Below are 19,188 nucleotides of genomic sequence, written 5' to 3'. Positions count from 1 at the left end.
AGTGTGTTAATCATTACAGTCATGTGCACCGACATCAATGTCTTAGTCGCCGCGGATGCCGTTACGGGTGCATGGACGCACCCTTGAGCACCTTGTCCACCACGTTGCGCCGCTGACCGCGATCAGACGAGCTGGCCGCCGACGGCGGCGAGCAGCCGCAGTTTCTCGTCGCTCGCCGAGCCGGGCACGGCGGTGAAGACCAGCAGCGTCTGGGACTCGTCGGGGTCCACCAGGGTCTGGCAGTGCAGCTCCAACGCACCGACCTCCGGGTGCAGGAAGCGCTTCGGCGGGCAGTGGCCGGCCGGCACCGGGTGCTCCCGCCACAGCTGGGCGAACTCCGCGCTGCGGGCCAACAGGTCGTCGACGAGCGCCGCCGCCCGCGACCCCCGGCCGTCACGGGTGTACGAGGCGTGCAGACTTGCCACGAACAGCCGGCTCTGCGCGGGGTGGTCCTCCGCCGGGTGCAACTGCCGTGCCGTCGGGTCGGTGAACCAGCGGTGGTGCGCGCTGCGGGCCAGCCCGGTGTGCCGGGTCTCGTCGCCGAGCAGGGCGATGGCCGGTGCGGTCTGCGCCAGGGTCTCCCCGAGGTGGTTCACCACCTGTGCGGGGGTGTCGTGCATCCGGTCGAGGATCCGCATCATGCCGGGGTTGACGTGCTCGGCCCGTATCGTCCGGTGCGGGACGGCGTGGCCGGCGAGCTGGAACAGGTGGTCCCGTTCGGCCAGGGAGAGCCGCAGGCCACGAGCCAGCGCGGTGAGCATCTGCTCCGAGGGGCGCGGCCCGCGTTGCTGCTCCAGCCGGCTGTAGTAGTCGGTGGACATCCCGCTCAACGTGGCGACTTCCTCGCGCCGAAGCCCACCGGTGCGCCGACGCGGACCCCGGGGCAACCCGACGTCCTCGGGCTGAAGGGCCGCGCGGCGGGTGCGCAGAAAGCTGGCGAGCGGGGCGCGGTCCACGGTGCCTCATCCTTCCACCCGGAGTCGGATCGGTGGGTGCCGGCGAGGGCCGGCACACCGGGTGCAACAGGCGGGCAGGGGTGCGATGTTCCGCCGGGGCAAGGGAGAGGCGCGCGACCAGGGTCCGGCACGGCCGACCACCTACCGGGGGCGGTGCGAGGGCGCGCGGCGAGGGTCCGGCACAGCCCGCGCCTGCCCGGATGCGAGGCGCTGAGCGGCGTGCCACCGGGGTTCGGCACTCCCCACGCCCGCTCAGCTACTGCGGTCGGCAGACCGATTGATCACCAGGGCACCACACCGGCGTCCTCGAAGAACCCGCCGGTAGGCCCGTCGTCGGGCAGGGTCGCGAGTCGGACCGCGATCGCCGCACCCTGTTGCGGGGTACGGACGCCGCGGAAGCCGTTGAGGTCGGTCGCGACGAAGCCGGGGCAGGCGGCGTTGATCAGGATGTTCGTGTCGCGCAATTCCTTGGCGTACTGGACGGTGACGGCGTTGAGGAACGTCTTCGACGGCGCGTACGCGACGGCGAGCGGGCCGGTCGCCAACTCGTCGGTGGAGCCGCTCTGCCGGGTGAGGGAGCCGACGCCGCTGGACATGTTCACGATCCGCGGTGACGCCGAGCGACGCAGCAGGGGCAGCATGGCGTTGGTGACGCGGATGACGCCGATCACGTTGGTCTCCACCGCCGTCCGTACGACCGCGAGGTTGACAGTGGTCGGCTCCTGCGGCACACCGCCGGTGACGCCGGCATTGTTGACGAGTACGTCGAGGCCGCCGGCACGTTCCTCGACCAGCCGGACGGCGGCGGCCACGCTCGTGTCGTCGGTCACGTCCAGTGGCACACCGAACGCGTCGACGCCGGCCACGCGCAACTTCTCCACTGCGGCTTCTCGGCGCGTGTCGTCCCGAGCGCCGACCCCGACGCTCCACCCGAGGGCGCCCAGGCCGGCCGCGATCTCGTACCCGATTCCCTTGTTCGCGCCGGTGACCAGCGCGATTGTCGTTTGGCTCATGCGTCCGATCCTGTCCGCGCCACAGCGGACCGCCAACACCGCTTGAGTGGGCGCCGATACCTCACGGGTATCCATCGAGGCCACGCCGTAGACGCCCGAGCGGGACGCGCCATGCCGTGCCGTCGGTACCGTTGCGGAATGGAGACGCGTGAGCTGCGATATTTCGTCGCGGTCGCCGAGGAGTTGCACTTCGGGCGCGCCGCGCAGCGGCTCGGGATCGCGCAGCCGCCACTGTCGCGGGCGATCGCGCAGTTGGAACGGCGGCTCGGGGTGGCGCTGCTGGAACGCACCAGCCGCACCGTCGCGCTGACCGAGGCCGGCTCGGTGCTGCTGGTCGAGGGTCGGGCGGCCCTCGACGCGGTCGAGGCCGCCGAGCGTCGTACCCGCCGTGCGGCCCTCGTCGGGGCCGGCCATCCCGGCCTGGTCCTCGTCACGAAGGCTGGAGCGTCCGGCGAGTTGCTGTCGAAGCTGCTCGACGCGTACGCCTCCGAGCCTGGCGCGGTCTCCGTCGAGGTGCTGCTGTGCGGGATCGGCGAGCAGGAGCGACTGTTGCGCGACGGGCGGGCGGACGTGGCGCTGCTGCACCGGCCGTTCGACTCGACGGTCGGACTGGACACCGAGGAACTGCGCACGGAGGGGCAGGTTGTGGTCCTGCCGGCCGGGCACCCCCTCGCCGCCCAGGCCCAGGTGCGGATGGCCGACGTCACCGCGCTGCCCGACCTGCCGCCGCCCCGCCGCCCCGGCCCCGACGGCACCTACCAGGACGGACCCGGTCCGCAGGTACGGGACAGCACGCAGCTGTACCAGCTGATCGCGCTCGGCCGAGCGTCGGCGGTCCTGCCCGAGTCGTGCCGGGCCGACCTGCGCCGCGATCTCGTCGCCGTGCCGGTGCTGGACGCGCCAACCGTGACGACGGTGATCGCGTGGCCGCCGCACAGTCGATCCCTGGCCCTCGCCGGGCTGATCCGGACCGCGGTCCGCCTGTAGGGCCTGTGTCTCCGCCTGTAGGGCCTGTGTCGAAGCCCCTTGCCGGCCGCAACGGGACGGCTGATCGGGTTTTCGCTGCCGGGCGGTCACAAAACCTGGCGGCGAACCGTCACAACTGACGGTTAGTCTGCCAGCGCGCGTCGTCCCCGAGTACGTCGCGTCACGCGCCGGTGCAGGCGCGGCACGTCGCCACCGCCCACCATCCGGCGCTCAATCGACTTCAGGAGAGTTAGTGACACAGCAATCCATCGCGACATCGGACAAACTCGACGCCGCGGTGCTCAAGGTGGCAGGCGTCGTCGTCCTCGGCGCGATCATGTCGATCCTCGACGTGACGGTGGTCAGCGTGGCGCTGCCCAAATTCCAGAGTGAGTTCGACGCGTCGTACGCCCGCGTCGCGTGGACGATGACCGCCTACACCCTCGCGCTGGCCACCGTGATCCCGCTCAGTGGCTGGGCAGCCGACCGGTTCGGCACCAAACGCCTCTACATGGTGGCGTTGGCCCTGTTCACGATCGGGTCGGGGCTCTGCGCCACCGCCGACACGATCGGCGAGCTGATCGGTTACCGCGTGCTGCAGGGCCTCGGCGGCGGCATGCTCATGCCGCTGGGCATGACCATCATGACCCGCGCGGCCGGCCCACACCGCATCGGCCGGCTGATGGCCGTCCTCGGCATCCCGATGCTGCTCGGCCCGATCGGCGGCCCGATCCTCGGTGGCTGGCTGATCGACACCGCGAGCTGGCACTGGATCTTCCTGATCAACCTGCCGATCGGCGTCGTCGCCCTGATCTACGCGCAGGTGGCGCTGCCGAAGGACGCCCCCGAGCCGTCCGAGTCGTTCGACTTCGTCGGCATGCTGATGCTCTCGCCGGGCCTGGCCCTCTTCCTCTACGGCGTGTCGTCGCTGCCGGAGGCGGGCACCTTCGCCGCGACCAAGGTCTGGGCGCCGATGCTCGTCGGCGGCGCGCTCGTGGTGGCGTTCGTGCTCTACTCGTTCAAGCCCCGGCACCCGCTGCTCGACCTGCGGCTGTTCCGCAACCGCAGCCTGACCGTCGCGTCGCTGACGCTGTTCGTGTTCATCATCGCGTTCATGGGCGCCGGTCTGCTGTTCCCGAGCTACTTCCTGCAGGTGCGTGGCGAGACGACGCTGACCGCCGGCCTGCTGATGGCCCCGCAGGGCATCGGCGCGATGATCACCATGCCGATCGCCGGCACGCTGGCCGACCGGGTGCCGATCGGGCGGACCGTCCCGTTCGCGCTGGTGCTCATCGTCGCCGGGTTCTTCAGCTTCACCCAGGTCGACCCGCAGACCTCGTACTGGCTGCTCGGCGGGTCGCTGTTCGTGATGGGCCTGGGCATGGGCGGCACGATGATGCCGATCATGACGTCGGCGCTGCGGACGTTGTCGGCCAACGACGTGGCGCGCGGCTCGACGCTTGTCAACATCCTCCAGCAGATCGGCGGCTCGGTCGGCGCCGCCGTCATGTCGGTGATCCTCACCAACGAGCTGAACGGTTCCCGGCCGATCCCCGGCCTGGTCGACGAGAGCGGCAAGCCGATCACCGAGGCCGGGCTGGCCATCGCCTCCCGGCAACGGCCGGAGCTGCTCCAACAGATGCCGGTGGACCTGTCGATCATCGACCGCGGGCTCGACTTCGCCGCCAAGTCGTTCGCCACCACGTTCTGGGTCGCGTTCGCGTTGGCCGTGCTCACGTTCGTCCCGGCGGCCCTGCTGCCGCGCCGACGTCAGCCGGCGCGGCTCGACGACGTGCCGGGCGAGCAGGTCAAGACGCCCGTCATCATCCACTGACCGACCCCGCCGCGCCCGGCACCCCGCGAGGTGCCGAGCGCGGCGGGTACGGCGTCAGCGCAACGGGCCGTCGCCGGGGCCGTCCGGCTCCTCGACCACGTGGATCGCCGCTTCCTCGGCGCTGGCGGCGCCCGCGTCGATCCCGGCGTCCCAGGCGACCGACTCGGCTTCGTCGTCCTCGCGGACGCCCTCGTCGTAGGCGACGAGACGGCCGGCGCGCGCCTCGCTCTCGTACCCCCGGCGGGTCAGCTCGTCCTCGTCGTCGCCGCCCTCGGCGTACGGGTCGACATCCGGCACCTCCTGGGCAAGGTGCTGCGCCAGGGACTCACCGGCCCGCTCCTCGGCCGGCGTGGTGCCGAACCGGTTGGCCGCGGTCCAGTGATCCTCGGCGATGATGCCGGTGTCCAGGGGGTCACCGACCCGGTCGTCGTCGAGGGTGTCGGAGGCGTCCAGGACGCCGTCGTCCTCGGCCACGTTCCACTCGTCGACGGAATCCATCCGCTCGGTCTGGCTCACGGCGGTCTCCTCTTCGTCACGGTGCACCAAAGTGCCCAGCCTATGACCGTGCAACGCGAACGCACCCCGAGCCCTGCCCGCTGTGACGAACCGACCGGCGGCCGCACCGGTTCAGCGCCTGAGCAGCTCCACCACGGCCTCGGTGAACTCCACCGGCTGCTCGACGTGCGCGAAGTGCCCGCTGCGCTCCAGCAGCACCAGCCGCGAGTCCTTCAGGCCCGCGTGCAGCTCCTCGGCGCGGCGCGGAGGGCAGATGAAGTCGTACGCGCCGACGATCACCACGGCGGGAGCGGTGATCTCGGCCAGGTTCTCCCGCACGTCGAAGGGCGCCGGGTCCTGCGCGGTCGCCGGTGCCAACGAGATCCGGACAGCGGCCTGAAGCGGTGCGAATTCGTCCTGCCGGCCCCAGAAGTCCGCGAAGTAGACCGGAAGGGCGGCGCGCAGGGCGGTCGCCAACGACTCGTCGTCGGTGGCAGCGCCGATCTGCCCGAAGGCGGCCGGCACCGCCGCCGCCTCCGGCCGGTCCGGGTGCCGCTGCGGGTACGCGGCGAGCCCGGCCATCGCCTCGGCCCAGAACTCGGCCCCGGTGACGGGCGAGGTGTCGTACAGGGCGAGACCGGCGACCCGGTCCGGGTGTGCGAGCGCGTACCGCTGGATGACGAAACCGCCGTGCGAGTGCCCGAGCAGGTACACCCGAGGTTCGCCGAGGTGCTGGACGACGGCGTCGAGGAACCGGACATACGTGTCGAGACGGTAGCCGGCGGGATCGTCGAGCCGTCCCGAGGCGCCCGTGCCGACCGGCTCGACGTACACCATCGTGAAGTGCTCTTCCAGGCTGGGCGTCCGCAGATACGCCCACTCGATGCCGGGGCCGCCGGAGTGCGCCACGCACACCGGGCCGCTGCCGGCGACGTGGTAGACCTGCCGAACGCCGCCGACGAGGAACGTGTGGGCACCCGGTGCGAGGGCGCTGACGTCGTGGCTGGTGGAACCCATGAGCTATCTCCCGATCCGCGACCCGTGCGGCGGTTGCCGACACGGCGACTGGTGCATGACGCGAACCAGATGCGCGAGACGACGGGAAAGTTCGCTCGGTCGGGGAGGTTTTTCAGAGCAGTGCGGGCACGGGATGGAAGAGGGTGAGTTGGCGCACCCGGCCCTCGCGCAGCACCTGCAACCACAGCGCCGCCGGTGGGCAGTGCTCCGGGTCGTCGGGCGGGCTGATCAGGTCGGTTTCCCAGATCAGCACGTCGCCGCTGGCGACGACGTTGCGCAGCCGCTGGCGTACCCCGGCCGTCAGGTCGCGGTCCATGCCCGCGACGGCCAGGTCACGGCCGCCGCGCGGCCCTCCCGGCACGATCATCTCGGCGTCCGGCCACCAGCTCTCGCGGACCACCCGGTCGAAGTCGCCGCCCATCGCCGTGGCGATCATGTCGCGGCCCTCCCGCCACCGTGCCGCGTTCGTCGCGGTGACGTCGGTGTGCGCCGCGCCCGCCGCCGCCCGCAGGCCGCCGGTGAGGGCGCGGCGGGCATGGCTGAGGCGGCTGCGGACGGTGCCGACCGGCACACCACACACGGCCGCGATCTGTTCGTACGAGGACGCGTCGCTGAAGTACCGCAGTAGGGTGACCAGCCGGTCCGGCTCGGAGAGCTGCCCGATGGCGTGCCACACCCAGTCGCGCATCGCGGCCCGGTCCAGTGCCTCCTCCGGGGTTGGCGTGTCGGCGGGGCCGGCGAACCACTCCGGCTCGGCGACCGGGACGGCTCGGTGCCCGCGCACCGTCATCCGACTGTTGTTGCGCACGATGGCGCGCAACCACGGGCCGACGGCCGCCGGGTCGCGGACCTCGCCGATCCGGCGCAACGCCACCACCATCGCGTCCTGCACCGCGTCCTCGGCATCCGGTCCGTAGCCGAGGACGCCCAGCGCCACGGCCCGCATCTCGGCCTCGTGGCGGGCCAGCAGCGCACCGAGCGCCGCCACGTCTCCCGCCTGCGCGAGCAGCACCAGCTCCGTGTCACCCTGCGTCACGCGTACGGCCTCCTGCACGTCCCGAGGTGTCCTGTTCGCGGCGGTCTGGTCGGTTCAGTTCGGTGCCTGTCGCCGCTACCAAGCCTACGACGAGTGAAGGTGTCGATCCCCGGAGCCGGCAGGGGGCCCAGCCCCGTCGGCGATGAGGCCGGCCCGCCAGGCCGCGCCGGCGGCGGCTGCCGAAAAGTGACGTACGTCGGTCGTAGCGTGGTCGACGTGACCAGACACGCTCTCGAAGCCCCACCCTCGTGCGCGGCCGACGGGGGCCGGCCGTGACCGAGCTGAGCTGGGCGCAGGTGTCCGCCCGGCGGCTGGCGCGACACGGCCTCGCGGCACCGGCCGACCCAGCTGCCACGGACCCGGCCGCCGACCCAGCTGCCACGGACCCGGCCGCCGCGCCGGTCTCAGGCCCGGCTGCGACGCCGGCCGCCGACCGCGTCGCCGACGTGGTGTCGACGATGTGCGGCGCGCACGCCCAGGTCGCCTCCGCCGCCGAGCTGTCCGTCGGCCTCCGCGTCCCCGGCGCGACTCGCGCGCTGGTGCGTCAGGCGCTCTGGGAGGACCGCACCCTGGTCAAGACCCGTGGGCCGCGCGGGACGGTGCACCTGCTCGCCGCCGCGGACCTGCCGATGTGGACCGGCGCGCTGAGCGCGATGCCCGCCCCGCCGTGGGAGCAGAGCCGCGGGCTGTTGACTCCCGAGCAGCACGAGCAGGTCCTCGCGGCCATCGCCGACGCGTTGGCGCGGGCCGAGCTGACCACCGCCGAGCTGACCGAGGAGGTCGTCGCCCGCACCGGTGCGTGGGCGGGCGAACGGGTCATGGAGGCCTTCCAGGACCGGTGGCCCCGGTGGATGGCCGCGATGTCGGCCGCCACCCGGGGCGGGGTGATGTGCCACGGCCCGACCCGGGGACGCGCCACCACCTACACCAGCCCGGCCCGCTGGCTACCGGGGTTCACGCCGCTGGCCGGCCCGGCGGCGCTGGCCGACCTCGTCCGCCGCTACCTGTACGCGTACGGGCCGGCCACCCCGGCCCAGTTCGCCAAGTGGCTGTCGGTGACCGAGCGGTGGGCGACCGGGGTGTTCCGGTCGCAGGATCTCACCGAGGTCACCGTCGCCGGCACGCGGGCGTGGGTGGTGGCCGGCGACACCGACTTTCCGGACGATCCGCCGTCCGGGTTGCGGTTACTGCCCTACTTCGACGCGTACGCGGTCGGCTGCCACCCCCGCGAGCAGGTCTTTCCCGGTGCCGCCGCCGAGCGGGCGCTGGCCGGTGGACAGGCCGGCAACTTTCCGGTGCTGCTCGTGGACGGGACGGTCGCCGGGGTGTGGCACCAGCGTCGCTCCGGGCGCACGATCCGCATCACCGTCGAGCCGTTGCGGGCGCTCGGCGCCGGTCGGCGCCGGGCGTTGGCCGAGGAGGTCGAGCGGGTCGGCCACATTCTGGAAGGCAAGCCGTCGTTGACGATCGGAACTGTGGACGTCGGCCCGCACGCCTGAGTCAGGATGAGGGCGTGGACATCGAACCGGTCGACCACGCACCCCGGCAGGCGTTCCCCCGGGCGGTCCTGCGACAACGCTGGGAAGATCTCACCTTCCTGCACTGGGCCGTCGCCCCGGAGATCGTCGCGCCGCTGCTGCCGGCCGGCACCCGTCCGGACACGGTGGACGGCGTGAGCTTCGTCGGCCTGATCGGCTTCCGGATGGTCGGGCTGGGCTTCGGCCGCGGTCCGGGTGTGCCCTATTTCGGCACCTTCGCCGAGACCAACGTCCGGTTGTACTCCGTCGACGACACCGGCCGGCGAGCCGTGGTGTTCCGCTCGCTGGACGCGTCCCGCCTGGTGCCGGTGCTGGTGGCCCGGGCGACGCTGCGTCTGCCGTACCTCTGGTCGTCGATGCGGTTGGACTGCGACGGTGACCGCCGCGACTACCGGTGCCGTCGGCGCTGGCCCGGCCCGGCGGGTGCGACGAGCCGGATGGTGGTGCGGGTGGGGGAGCGGATCAGCGCGCCGAGCCCTCTGGAGCACTTCGTCACCGCGCGTTGGGGGCTGCACACGCGGGCGCACGGGCGCACACTGCACCTGCCGAACTGGCATCCGCGTTGGCCGCTGCACCGGGCCGAGCTGCTGCACCTGGACGACGAGTTGGTCAGCGCCGCGGGGCTGCCGGCGCCGGTCGGGGCGCCGGTCAGCGTGCTCTACTCGCCTGGCGTCGGGGTCAGGTTCGGCCCGCCGATGGCACTGCGGCGGCCCGGCTGAGCGGTGCCGGGCCGCCGCGGCCTCAGTAGCGACCGCCCTCCGGTGCGGGCAGCGCGTCCAGGTCGGCCAGATCCTCGGCGCTGAGCCGCACGTCTCCGGCGGCGCAGTTGTCCGCCAGGTACTTCGGGGTCTTGGTGCCGGGGATCGGGATGACCTGGTCACCCTGGGCCACCACCCAGGCGAGGGCGACCTGCGCGGGGCTGACCCCGGCCCGGTCGGCGATCTCGCGGACCCGGGCGACGATGGCGAGGTTGGCGCGCAGCGCCTCCTGTTGGAAACGGGGCAGACCACGACGGAAGTCGTCGGCGGGCAGGTCGTCGAACGAGGCGAACCGGCCGGCGAGGAAACCGCGACCCAGCGGCGAGAACGGCAGGAAGGCGATGCCCTGCTCGACGCAGTACGGCAGCACCTCGGCCAGCGGGTCGCGGGTCCACAGCGACAGCTCGGACTGCACCGACGCCACCGGGTGCACCGCCTGGGCCCGCGCGATCTGGGCCACCGTCACCTCGGACAGCCCGAGCTGGCGTGCCTTGCCCGCCGCCACAGCCTCGGCCATCGCACCCCAGGACTCCTCGATCGGCACCTCCGGGTCGACCCGGTGGAGCTGGTCGAGGTCCACGTGGTCGGTGCCGAGCCGACGCAGGCTGTCGTCGATCGCCGCGCGGATGTGCTCCGGGCGGCCGTTGTTGCCGATCTTCGCGAGGTTGCCGGGACCGCCGGTGGGGGAGGTGACCACCAGGCCGGCCTTCGTCGCCAGGACGGCCCGCTCGCGGTGACCGCCGGCCAGCGCCCGTCCGACCAGCTCCTCGTTGGTGTACGGCCCGTACACGTCCGACGTGTCGATCAGGGTGGCGCCCAGGTCGAGGGCCTGGTGGATGACCGAGATCGAGGTGTCGTCGTCGCGCGGGCCGGTGACGTCGTACGCGTGGGTCATGCCCATGCACCCGAGACCGATGACGCCGACCTCGGGACCTGCGTTGCCCAGTGTGGTGGTTCGCATGCGCCTACGCTACGACCCGGCGCGGCCGACCCGCACTCGGCGTCGCGGGCCAGTAGGGTCGGTCCATTGTGGGGAGCACCGCCTCCGGCGACGAGTACCGCCTGCTGATCTTCCCGGTGGTCCTCGGCCAGGGAAAACGGCTCTTCGCCGAGGGCACCACCACGGCGGGCGTCGTCTACGCCACCTACGAGGTGGCGGGCCAGCCGTCGTACGGCACCGTCCTGCACTGAGGCGCACATACGCCCCACGGCCTGAGCGCCCCGGGGGACCGTCCCGTTCGGGGCGGTCTCCGGCTCTGGCTGCGTCCGGCCCGCCCTCTCGCTGATCCGGTACGACCCGTCGCGACCCACCGCACCTCCGACCGCCACCATCGAGGTCGTTCCCGAGACCAGGTTGGTGCAGAGGACGACGGTGCCGGCCCGGCGGAAGCGCTCCACCGTGTGGGGGAGGGGAGGTCGGGCCGCGCTCACGACCGTGCCGAACGCCCGGAAGCGCGGAAGGCGCTGTCCCGGCGAGCCGACCAGGCGGCGACGCGGATCGCGGCCGCCGCCGACGCGACGACCACTCCGCCACCGACGACCCCGCCGCCGACCACCGGCACTCCGGTCGAGCGGCACGGGCAGCTACGGGTCTGCGGCACGACGATGTGCGACAGGTCCGGTGCGCGGGTGCAGTTGCGTGGCATCAGCAGCATGTGGCTCAACTGGGAGACGGCCCCGTACGCCGAGAATCTCTCCGCGTTGACCTGGATGCGCGACAACTGGAACCTCCAGGTGATCCGTGCGTCGATGGGCGTGGAGCCGGCCGGCGCGTACCTGAGTAACCCGGGCAAGGCGCGGGCGCAGGTGGAGACCATCATCAACAACGCGGTCAGCGCCGGGGTGTACGTCATCGTCGACTGGCACGCGCACGAGGCACAGAACAACCAGTCCCAGGCGGTTGCGTTCTTCGGCGACCTGGCCCGCCGCTACGGCCACCTGCCCAACGTCATCTGGGAGCCGTACAACGAGCCGTTGCAGGTGAGCTGGACCAACGTCATCAAGCCGTACCACCAGGCGGTGGTCTCCGCGATCCGTGCCGCCGACCCGGACAACATCGTCGTACTCGGCACCCCGACCTGGTCGCAGGCAGCCGTGTGGAACTACGGCCACTTCACCTCCATTTCACCTCCATGCAGCTGCTTCGGCTCGGCCTGCGGCGGCTCGGCGTTGCCGACACGACCCGGAAGGTGACCGGCGAATCGCTGAACGAGATGACGGCGGCCGCGGCTACCAACTCGCACTGCCCGGCACAGCCGATCGCGGTGATCGACCAGACGGCCTTCCCTGGTGCCACGCGTTCACCGCCCTGCTGCGGCGCGCCTGGCAGGAGGCCGACCGGGAGCCGATCCGGCCAGCTCGGTAGGGGTCGGGGCGGTATTTGTCCACATTCTGCGCCGACCCGCGACCGCACCTGCTCCCACCGCGCGTCGGCGGGATGCCAGCAGAACGGTCCGCCACCTTAACGCGCCAGAAACACCCCCGGTACCAAACCTGGGAACGCTCGTCGGACAGCCACGACCACCGACACGCGAACCGGGGTGACCATGGCCGACAACACCACAAACGTGCCGACGTTCGACGGGCCGATGGGCCGGTCCGGCAACGGCCGCGCACTGCCCACACCACGCGCCAACCCGACCGTGACCCTCGACGACGGCGACCCGGCGGATCTGGCCACGATCGGCGTGGAGGAGGAGTTCCACGTCGTCGACCTGCACACCCGGGAGTTGGTGCCCCGGGCCGGGGAGTTGCTCGACCGGCTGCCGGCCGACTCGTTCACCGCGGAATTGCACCGCAGTGTGGTGGAGACCAACACCGCGGTCTGCCGCACCCTGGACGAGATCCGCGCCGAACTGACCCGGCTGCGCCAGTTGGCCGTCCAGGTGGCCGACCGGGCCGGGCTGGGCATCGTGGCGGCCGGCACGGTGCCGCTGCGCGCCGACGGCGATCCGAGCGTCACCCCCACGTCCCGGTACCGGCGGATGCTCGACGAGTACCAGTTGCTCGCGCGGGAGCAGCTGATCTGCGGTGCGCAGGTGCACGTCGGGGTGACCGACCGGGACCTGGCCGTCGCGGTCACCCGCCGGGTCCAGCCGTGGTTGCCGGTGCTGCTCGCCCTGTCCACCAGTTCGCCGTACTGGATGGGTCAGGACAGCGGCTACGCCAGCGTCCGGTCGCTGGTCTGGCAGCGCTGGCCCACGGCGGGTGACCCGGGCGAGGTGACGAGCGCGGCGGATCACGAGGCGCTGGTCGCCGAGCTGATCTCCTCCGAAACGATCACCGACCCCGCCATGATCTATTTCGATATCCGGCCGTCGGCGCACGTGCCCACCGTGGAGTTGCGGATCACCGACGCCAACGCCGACGTGGAGACCATCGTCCTGCTCACCGGCCTGTTCCGGGCACTGGTCCGGCGGGAGGTCGCCGCCCTGCGTGCCGGGGTCGAGCGCACCGCCGTGCGACCACCGGTGCTGCGCGCCGCGGTGTGGCGGGCGGCCCGCTCCGGGCTGGAGGGCGACCTGCTCGACCTGCCCCGCTCGGCCCGGCCGGTGCCGGCCGCCGAGGCGGTCCGCCGCCTGGTGACCGACCTGCGCCCGCAGTTGGAGGCGACCGGCGACTGGGAGCAGATCCGCGAGCTGACCCGGTACGCCCTGGAGCGCGGCAGCTCCGCGGCGCGGCAGCGCCGGGCGTACGAGCGTCGCGGCCGGTTGGCCGACGTGGTGGATCTGCTCCTCGACGAGACCCGGGGCCGGGTCCGCGAGGCACCGCCGGGTGCGCCCACACCGCCGGTGCTGCCCACGTACGCCGATGCCGGCGACGAGGTCTTCGGAGCGAGCGGGCCGGAGCCGGCGTACGGCCCGATCCTGGCGGCCCTGCGCCGACTCGGTGCCGGCGCCCTCCGACAGCGCGAGCACGACCGGGACGAGGAGCAGCGCGCCCGCGGCGTGACGTTCAGTGTGGCCGGCGAGGCGAGCACCCGGCTCTTCCCGGTGGACCTGGTGCCCCGCGTGGTGCCGGCCGCCGACTGGCGGACGCTGCGCACCGGCCTGGTGCAACGCGCCCGCGCCCTGGACGCGTTCCTGTGCGACGTCTACGGCGACCGGGCCGTGGTGGCCGACGGCGTGGTGCCGGCGTGGGTGGTGGAGTCCTCGCCCGGCCTGCGCCCGACCGGCGCGCTGATGGGCCGTCGGGGCACCCGCGCCCAGGTGTCCGGGACCGACCTCGTCCGGGACCCGGACGGCGGCTGGTACGTCCTGGAGGACAACCTGCGGGTGCCCTCCGGACTCGGCTACGCGGTGCAGAACCGCCGGCTGACCCAGGCGGTGCTGCCGGAGCTGCCGGTGCCGCCGGACCTGCTGTCCGCCGACGAGACGCCGGCGATGCTGTACCGGGCGTTGCTCGCCGCCGCGCCCCCCGCGGCCGACGAACCCGCCCTGGTGGTGCTCAGCAGTGGCCCGGGTGATCCCGCCTGGTTCGAGCATCGGCTGCTCGCCGACGAGATGGGTGTGCCGCTGACCGAGACCAGCGACCTGCTGGTGCAGGAGGGTCGGGTCTGGCTGGTCCGCGCGGGCAGCCGCAGTCGGGTCGACGTGCTCTACCTGCGGATGGACGAGGAGGCCCTGCTGCACGCGCCGGGCGCGGACGGGGTGCCGCTGGGCTGGCCGTTGCTCGCCGCCGTGCACGCCGGGCGGCTCACGCTCGCCAACGCGCTGGGCAACGGCGTCGGCGACGACAAGGCGCTGTACGCGTACGTGCCCCGACTTATCGAGTACTACCTGGGCGAGAAACCCCTGTTGGGGGACGTGCCGACGTACCTGTGCGGGCTGCCCGAGCAGCGGGCCGAGGTGCTGGGCCGGCTCGACGAGTTGGTGCTCAAGCCCGTCGACGGGTACGGCGGCGACCGGGTGGTGATCGGCCCACGGGCCGAGGCGGAGGAGTTGGACGCCGTCCGGGAGCAGATCCTCGCGGCCCCGCACCGGTGGATCGCCCAGGAGATGGTCTCGCTCACCACCCACCCGGTCTTCGACGGCGCGGCGCTCGCGCCCCGCCACGTCGACCTGCGGGCCTTCGTGTTCCTCGGCGAGCAGGCCGAGGTCGCGCCGGTGGCGCTGACCCGGGTGGCGCCGGCCGGCAGCATGATCGTCAACTCTTCGCGAGGCGGTGGGTCGAAGGACACCTGGTTGCTCGGCGCGGCCGAGCAGAATTCGGTGTAACCCACGCTTGACCATCCCGTCATCGGTACGCAACCCGGTCCGCCAAACCTGGACCGGTCAGCGGCCCGAGCGGACCCGAGCCGATGAGAGGTGTGTGCCATGTGCGGTATCGGAGGCGAGTTACGCCTCGACGGGGCGTCATCGGACCTGGCCGCCGTCGAGCGGATGCTCCCCGCCCTGGCCTCCCGGGGCCCGGACGGCGAGGGGCGGTGGCAGCACGGGCCGGTGGCCCTGGTGCACCGCCGGTTGCGCATCATCGACCTCTCCGACGGCGGAGCCCAGCCCATGGTCGACCCCGAGCTGGGTCTGGCCCTGGTCTTCAACGGCTGCATCTACAACTACCGGGAGCTGCGCGACGAGCTGACCGGCCTGGGCTACTCCTTCCGCTCGACCTCCGACACCGAGGTGATCCTCAAGGCGTACCACAGGTGGGGGACGGCCTGCGTCGAACGCTTCTACGGGATGTTCGCGTTCGCCCTGGTCGAGCTGGCCACGCACACCCTGGTGCTGGCCCGCGACCGGCTCGGCATCAAGCCGCTCTACCTGGCCCAGGGGCCGGGCCGCATCCGGTTCGCCTCGACGCTGCCGGCGTTGCTCGCCGCCGGTGACGTGGACACCGACCTCGACCCGGTGGCGCTGCACCACTACATGAGTTTCCACTCGGTGGTGCCGGCACCGCGCACGATCCTCGCCGGGGTCCGCAAACTCCCGCCGGCCACCGTGCGGGTGATCACCGCGGACGGCCGGAGCACCGACACGCTCTACTGGCAGCCGGAGTTCAGCCGGGCCGCCGCCGATCCGATGTCCGCCGACGAGTGGCAGGAACGGCTCATGGCGGCGTTGCGCACCGCCGTACGCCGACGCATGGTCGCCGACGTGCCGGTCGGGGTGCTGCTCTCCGGCGGGCTCGACTCCAGCCTGATCGTCGCGTTGCTGGCCGAGCAGGGCCAGACCGGGCTGGCCACCTTCAGCATCGGGTTCGAGGCGGCGGCGGGGGAGAGCGGCGACGAGTTCCACTACTCCGACCTGGTGGCCCGCCACTTCGACACCGACCACCACCAGATCCGCATCGGTGCCAGCCGGTTCGTCCCCGCCGTGCACGACGCCATCGCGGCGATGAGCGAGCCGATGGTCAGCCACGACTGCGTCGCGTTCCACCTGCTCTCCGAGGAGGTCTCGCAGCGGATCACGGTGGTGCAGTCCGGGCAGGGCGCCGACGAGATCCTCGCCGGCTACGACTGGTACCCGCCGATGGCGAACGTGGCCCGCGCGGACGCCGTCGAGGCGTACGCCCGGGTGTTCTTCGACCGTCGGCACGACGCGCTCGCCGGCCACCTGGCGCCCGAGTGGATGCTCGACCACGACGCGAGCCTGGAGTTCGTCACCGCCCACTTCGGCGCGCCCGGCGCGGACACCGCGCTGGACGCGGCACTGCGCCAGGACAGCCTGGTCATGCTTGTCGACGATCCGGTCAAACGGGTCGACAACATGACGATGGCCTGGGGGCTGGAGGCCCGCGTGCCGTTCCTCGACCACGAGGTGGTCGAGCTGGCCGCCGCCTGCCCGCCCGCGTTGAAGCTGGCCCAGGGCGGCAAGGGCGTGCTCAAGGCGGCGAGCCGGGGCATCGTCCCGGACGAGGTGATCGACCGGCCGAAGGGCTACTTTCCGGTGCCCGCCATCCGGCACCTGTCCGGCCCACTGCTCGACGACGTCCGCGACGCGCTGACCGCCCAGTCGGCGCGCGAGCGGGGCCTGTTCCGCAAGGACTACCTGGAGGAATTGCTGGACGCGCCGAACACCCGGCGGACCACGCTGGGTTCCAACGCGCTCTGGCAGCTCGGGCTGCTGGAGCTCTGGTTGCAGCGGATCGGGGTTTAGATGAGCGTACGGACCGAGGTGCCGCGTACCATCCGGCGGACCCGACCCGCCAGCCCTCGGCCGGTGGTGCCGGTGCCCGTGGTCGAGGAGTACCGTCCCGCGCCGTCGCCCGACGGCCGCCGGGTGGCGTACCTCTCCGACCAGGGCGGCAGCCCGCGCGTCTGGGTTCGCGACGTCGACACCGCCGAGGCCGTCGCGCTGCCCACCGGCGACGAGCCGGTGTTGACGCTGAGCTGGTCCCCGGACGGGCGGTGGCTGGCCTGCGTCATCGCACCCGGTGGCGCGCCCCGCACCGAGCTGTGGGTGCTGCGCCCGGACGGTACGCGACGCCGCCAGGTCGCCGGGTTCGGCCGGCGCAGCGCCGCGCTGGCCGGCTGGCTGCCCGGCAGTGCGGTCCTGATGGTCACCGAGACCGACGAGCACGGCCGGGCCGTCCTGGTCGACGCGGACACCGGGCAGCGGCGGGTGCTCGCCGAGGGTGACCTGCTCACGCTCCTGGACGTGACCCCGGACGCCGATGCCGTGCTGCTGCGCCGGGGCCCCCGTAACGCCCGCTGGTTGGAGTTGCTCGACGTGGCGACGGGCGAGCGGCGGCGGTTGTTCCCGGACACCGGGCGGGGCAGCACCGACCAGGGCTGGTTCGGCCCGGACGGCACGACCGTGCTGGCCCGCACCGACGCGTTCTCGGAGCTGGCCGCGCTGGTGCGGGTCGACCTGACCCGACCGGAACGGCCGCCGACCCGGCTCGCCGGACGACCGGACGCCGAGTTGGAACACGTGGCGCCGAGCCCGGACGGGCGCCGCGCCGCGCTGCTGTGGAACACCTACGGCGGGCGCAGCGAGCTGAGCCTGCTCGACCTCGCCGACGGCGTGCAACGGGCCGTCGCCGCCCCCGGGGAGGTGCTCGACGACGCCGTCTTCGCCGCCGGCGGCGACCTGCTCTGTGTGACCGCGCAGGGGCCGGTGCAGCCGCGGGAGGTCTGGCTGGTCGACGCGTCCACCGCCGCGCCGCGCCCGCTGCGGCCGAGCACCACGACCACTCCTACGAGCGGCGGCGGCGTCGCGCCACAACTCGTCGACCTGCGCGCCCACGACGGGTTACCGCTGTCCGGCTGGCTGTACCGCCCGGCCGGGCCCGGCCCCTGGCCGACCGCCATCAGCCTGCACGGTGGCCCGGAGGCGCAGGAGCGGCCCGGCTACCACCCGCTGTTCCAGGCCCTCGTGGCACAGGGCGTCGCCGTCTTCGCGCCCAACGTCCGGGGGTCGTCCGGGTTCGGCCGCTCCTTCGTCGCCGCCGACAACCTCGCCGGCCGCTACGGTGCGATCGCCGACGTGGCGGCCTGCGGCGAGTACCTCGTCGACGCCGGCATCGCCCGGCCCGGTCAGCTCGGCTGCCTGGGTCGTTCCTACGGTGGTTACCTGGTCCTCGCGGTGCTGGTGAACTTCCCCGGGCTGTTCGCCGCCGGGGTCGCCGAGTGCGGTATCTCCGACTTCCACACCTTCTACGCCGGCACCGAGCCGTGGATCGCCGCCGCCGCCGTGAGCAAGTACGGCGATCCGCAGCGGGACGCCGAGCTGCTGCGTGACCTGTCGCCGCTGACCCACATCGACCGGCTGGAGGTGCCGGTGCTGCTCATCCACGGGGCGAACGACACGAACGTGCCGGCCGGCGAGTCGGCGCAGGTGGCGCAGGCCCTCGCCGCCCGGGACGTACCGCACGGGCATCTGGTGCTCGCCGGCGAGGGGCACGACTTCCTGGCCCGGGCCAACCAGGAGGCGGCCCGCACGGCCACCACCGCCTGGCTCACCCGACACCTCGCCGCGACCGCGACCACGGTCGGCTGAGCTGACCCGGCACCTCGCCGCGACCGCGGGCACCGTCGGCTGAGGCGTTATCCTGCGCCGGTGGAGGTCACGACGCAGGGCGAGCGGTTGGCCGCGGACCTCAGTCGGTGGCTGGCCGAGGTGACGTTCGTCGACCTGGACGTCGACGCGGTCACCGCACGGGTGATCGACGCGGTGGCGGGGTGGGCCGAGGCCCAGGGCTGGCGGGTCTACCGGCGCGCGCCGAGCGTGCTGCCGTTGCCACCGCCGCTGCAGCAGCGGCACTCGGTCCTCGACGTGGCGTGCGCCCGCCCGGACGGCCCGCCGGTCGTCGTGGAGGTCGACCACACCGACCGGGCCCGTACGGTGCAGAAGCTGCTCGCCGAGGCGGACGCCGGCCGCATCCCGCTCTGGGTGCGGTGGGGAGTCGGGCGGTTCACCGTGCCGCCACCGCCGGTGCGGATGGTGACAGTCGAGGTGACCCGCCGGGCTGGGCCCGCCGGGCGCGGACGCCTGCACAGCCGCACCGGGGACCGCCCCGCGCCGGCGCACTCGACGGGCGGTGCCACGGTGACCACGCCGGCGCTGCCCCTGCCACTGACCGACCCGGGCGACGGTAAGGGCGTCTGAAGCGAATCGTAAGTGGAGATCGGCAGA

At 72.8% G+C, this 19,188-nt stretch carries 16 protein-coding genes; 10 read left to right on the top strand and 6 right to left on the bottom strand.

Annotated elements, in window-relative coordinates; genetic code table 11:
• Window positions 1-122 precede the first annotated feature (122 nt).
• Both ACGFIQ_RS07630 and ACGFIQ_RS07625 read right to left on the bottom strand, forming a co-directional pair.
• A complete protein-coding gene (locus ACGFIQ_RS07630; RefSeq protein ID WP_393240774.1) occupies window positions 123-956 on the bottom strand; it encodes a helix-turn-helix transcriptional regulator in 834 nt (277 codons plus the stop codon).
• A 281-nt stretch (window positions 957-1,237) separates the two neighbouring features.
• Window positions 1,238-1,969 carry an SDR family oxidoreductase gene (locus ACGFIQ_RS07625; RefSeq protein ID WP_393240771.1) on the bottom strand — a complete coding sequence of 244 codons (732 nt, stop codon included), beginning with the start codon at window positions 1,967-1,969 and terminating at the stop codon, window positions 1,238-1,240.
• A 138-nt stretch (window positions 1,970-2,107) separates the two neighbouring features.
• On the opposite strand from ACGFIQ_RS07625, the gene ACGFIQ_RS07620 reads away from it, so the two are divergent.
• Both ACGFIQ_RS07620 and ACGFIQ_RS07615 read left to right on the top strand, forming a co-directional pair.
• Window positions 2,108-2,956 carry a LysR family transcriptional regulator gene (locus ACGFIQ_RS07620; protein WP_393240768.1) on the top strand — a complete coding sequence of 283 codons (849 nt, stop codon included), beginning with the start codon at window positions 2,108-2,110 and terminating at the stop codon, window positions 2,954-2,956.
• A 232-nt stretch (window positions 2,957-3,188) separates the two neighbouring features.
• A complete protein-coding gene (locus tag ACGFIQ_RS07615; RefSeq protein ID WP_393240765.1) occupies window positions 3,189-4,769 on the top strand; it encodes a DHA2 family efflux MFS transporter permease subunit in 1,581 nt (526 codons plus the stop codon).
• A gap of 54 nt (window positions 4,770-4,823) precedes the next feature.
• Here ACGFIQ_RS07615 and ACGFIQ_RS07610 read toward each other — a convergent pair whose 3' ends face one another.
• The 3 genes from ACGFIQ_RS07610 to ACGFIQ_RS07600 form a co-directional block, all read right to left on the bottom strand.
• Complete coding sequence (locus tag ACGFIQ_RS07610; protein WP_357063820.1) at window positions 4,824-5,285, bottom strand: DUF5709 domain-containing protein; 462 nt, start codon at window positions 5,283-5,285, stop codon at window positions 4,824-4,826.
• A 111-nt stretch (window positions 5,286-5,396) separates the two neighbouring features.
• Window positions 5,397-6,281 carry an alpha/beta fold hydrolase gene (locus tag ACGFIQ_RS07605; protein WP_393240762.1) on the bottom strand — a complete coding sequence of 295 codons (885 nt, stop codon included), beginning with the start codon at window positions 6,279-6,281 and terminating at the stop codon, window positions 5,397-5,399.
• A 112-nt stretch (window positions 6,282-6,393) separates the two neighbouring features.
• A complete protein-coding gene (locus ACGFIQ_RS07600) occupies window positions 6,394-7,317 on the bottom strand; it encodes an RNA polymerase sigma factor (protein ID WP_393240759.1) in 924 nt (307 codons plus the stop codon).
• 272 nt (window positions 7,318-7,589) lie between these two features.
• Here ACGFIQ_RS07600 and ACGFIQ_RS07595 point away from each other — a divergent pair, with 272 nt between their 5' ends.
• Together ACGFIQ_RS07595 and ACGFIQ_RS07590 are read left to right on the top strand one after the other, a co-directional pair.
• A complete protein-coding gene (locus ACGFIQ_RS07595) occupies window positions 7,590-8,816 on the top strand; it encodes a winged helix DNA-binding domain-containing protein (protein WP_393240756.1) in 1,227 nt (408 codons plus the stop codon).
• 14 nt (window positions 8,817-8,830) lie between these two features.
• Complete coding sequence (locus ACGFIQ_RS07590) at window positions 8,831-9,574, top strand: YqjF family protein (RefSeq protein WP_393240753.1); 744 nt, start codon at window positions 8,831-8,833, stop codon at window positions 9,572-9,574.
• A gap of 22 nt (window positions 9,575-9,596) precedes the next feature.
• Here the strand turns inward: ACGFIQ_RS07590 and ACGFIQ_RS07585 are convergent, their stop codons facing one another.
• Entirely contained in the window at window positions 9,597-10,574 is a 978-nt protein-coding gene (locus ACGFIQ_RS07585) for an aldo/keto reductase (RefSeq protein WP_393240750.1), read from the bottom strand.
• Window positions 10,575-10,642: 68 nt separating this feature from the next.
• On the opposite strand from ACGFIQ_RS07585, the gene ACGFIQ_RS07580 reads away from it, so the two are divergent.
• The 6 genes from ACGFIQ_RS07580 to ACGFIQ_RS07555 all read left to right on the top strand — a co-directional run bounded on the left by ACGFIQ_RS07580 (window position 10,643) and on the right by ACGFIQ_RS07555 (window position 19,161).
• Window positions 10,643-10,804, top strand: coding sequence for a hypothetical protein (locus ACGFIQ_RS07580; protein ID WP_393240747.1), 162 nt, complete (start codon window positions 10,643-10,645; stop codon window positions 10,802-10,804).
• A gap of 210 nt (window positions 10,805-11,014) precedes the next feature.
• Entirely contained in the window at window positions 11,015-11,806 is a 792-nt protein-coding gene (locus ACGFIQ_RS07575; RefSeq protein ID WP_393240744.1) for a glycoside hydrolase family 5 protein, read from the top strand.
• A gap of 353 nt (window positions 11,807-12,159) precedes the next feature.
• Window positions 12,160-14,829, top strand: coding sequence for a glutamate--cysteine ligase (locus ACGFIQ_RS07570; protein ID WP_393240741.1), 2,670 nt, complete (start codon window positions 12,160-12,162; stop codon window positions 14,827-14,829).
• Between the two features lie 99 nt (window positions 14,830-14,928).
• Complete coding sequence (locus ACGFIQ_RS07565; RefSeq protein ID WP_393240738.1) at window positions 14,929-16,707, top strand: N-acetylglutaminylglutamine amidotransferase; 1,779 nt, start codon at window positions 14,929-14,931, stop codon at window positions 16,705-16,707.
• Window positions 16,708-18,552, top strand: coding sequence for a S9 family peptidase (locus ACGFIQ_RS07560; protein ID WP_393240735.1), 1,845 nt, complete (start codon window positions 16,708-16,710; stop codon window positions 18,550-18,552). It abuts the gene before it with no gap.
• Between the two features lie 60 nt (window positions 18,553-18,612).
• Window positions 18,613-19,161, top strand: coding sequence for a hypothetical protein (locus ACGFIQ_RS07555; protein WP_393240732.1), 549 nt, complete (start codon window positions 18,613-18,615; stop codon window positions 19,159-19,161).
• The last annotated feature ends 27 nt before the right edge of the window (window positions 19,162-19,188 follow it).

This window comes from Micromonospora sp. NPDC048898 (assembly GCF_043198035.1).
GTDB lineage: Bacteria > Actinomycetota > Actinomycetes > Mycobacteriales > Micromonosporaceae > Micromonospora.
This window is presented reverse-complemented; position numbering and strand designations above follow the sequence as displayed.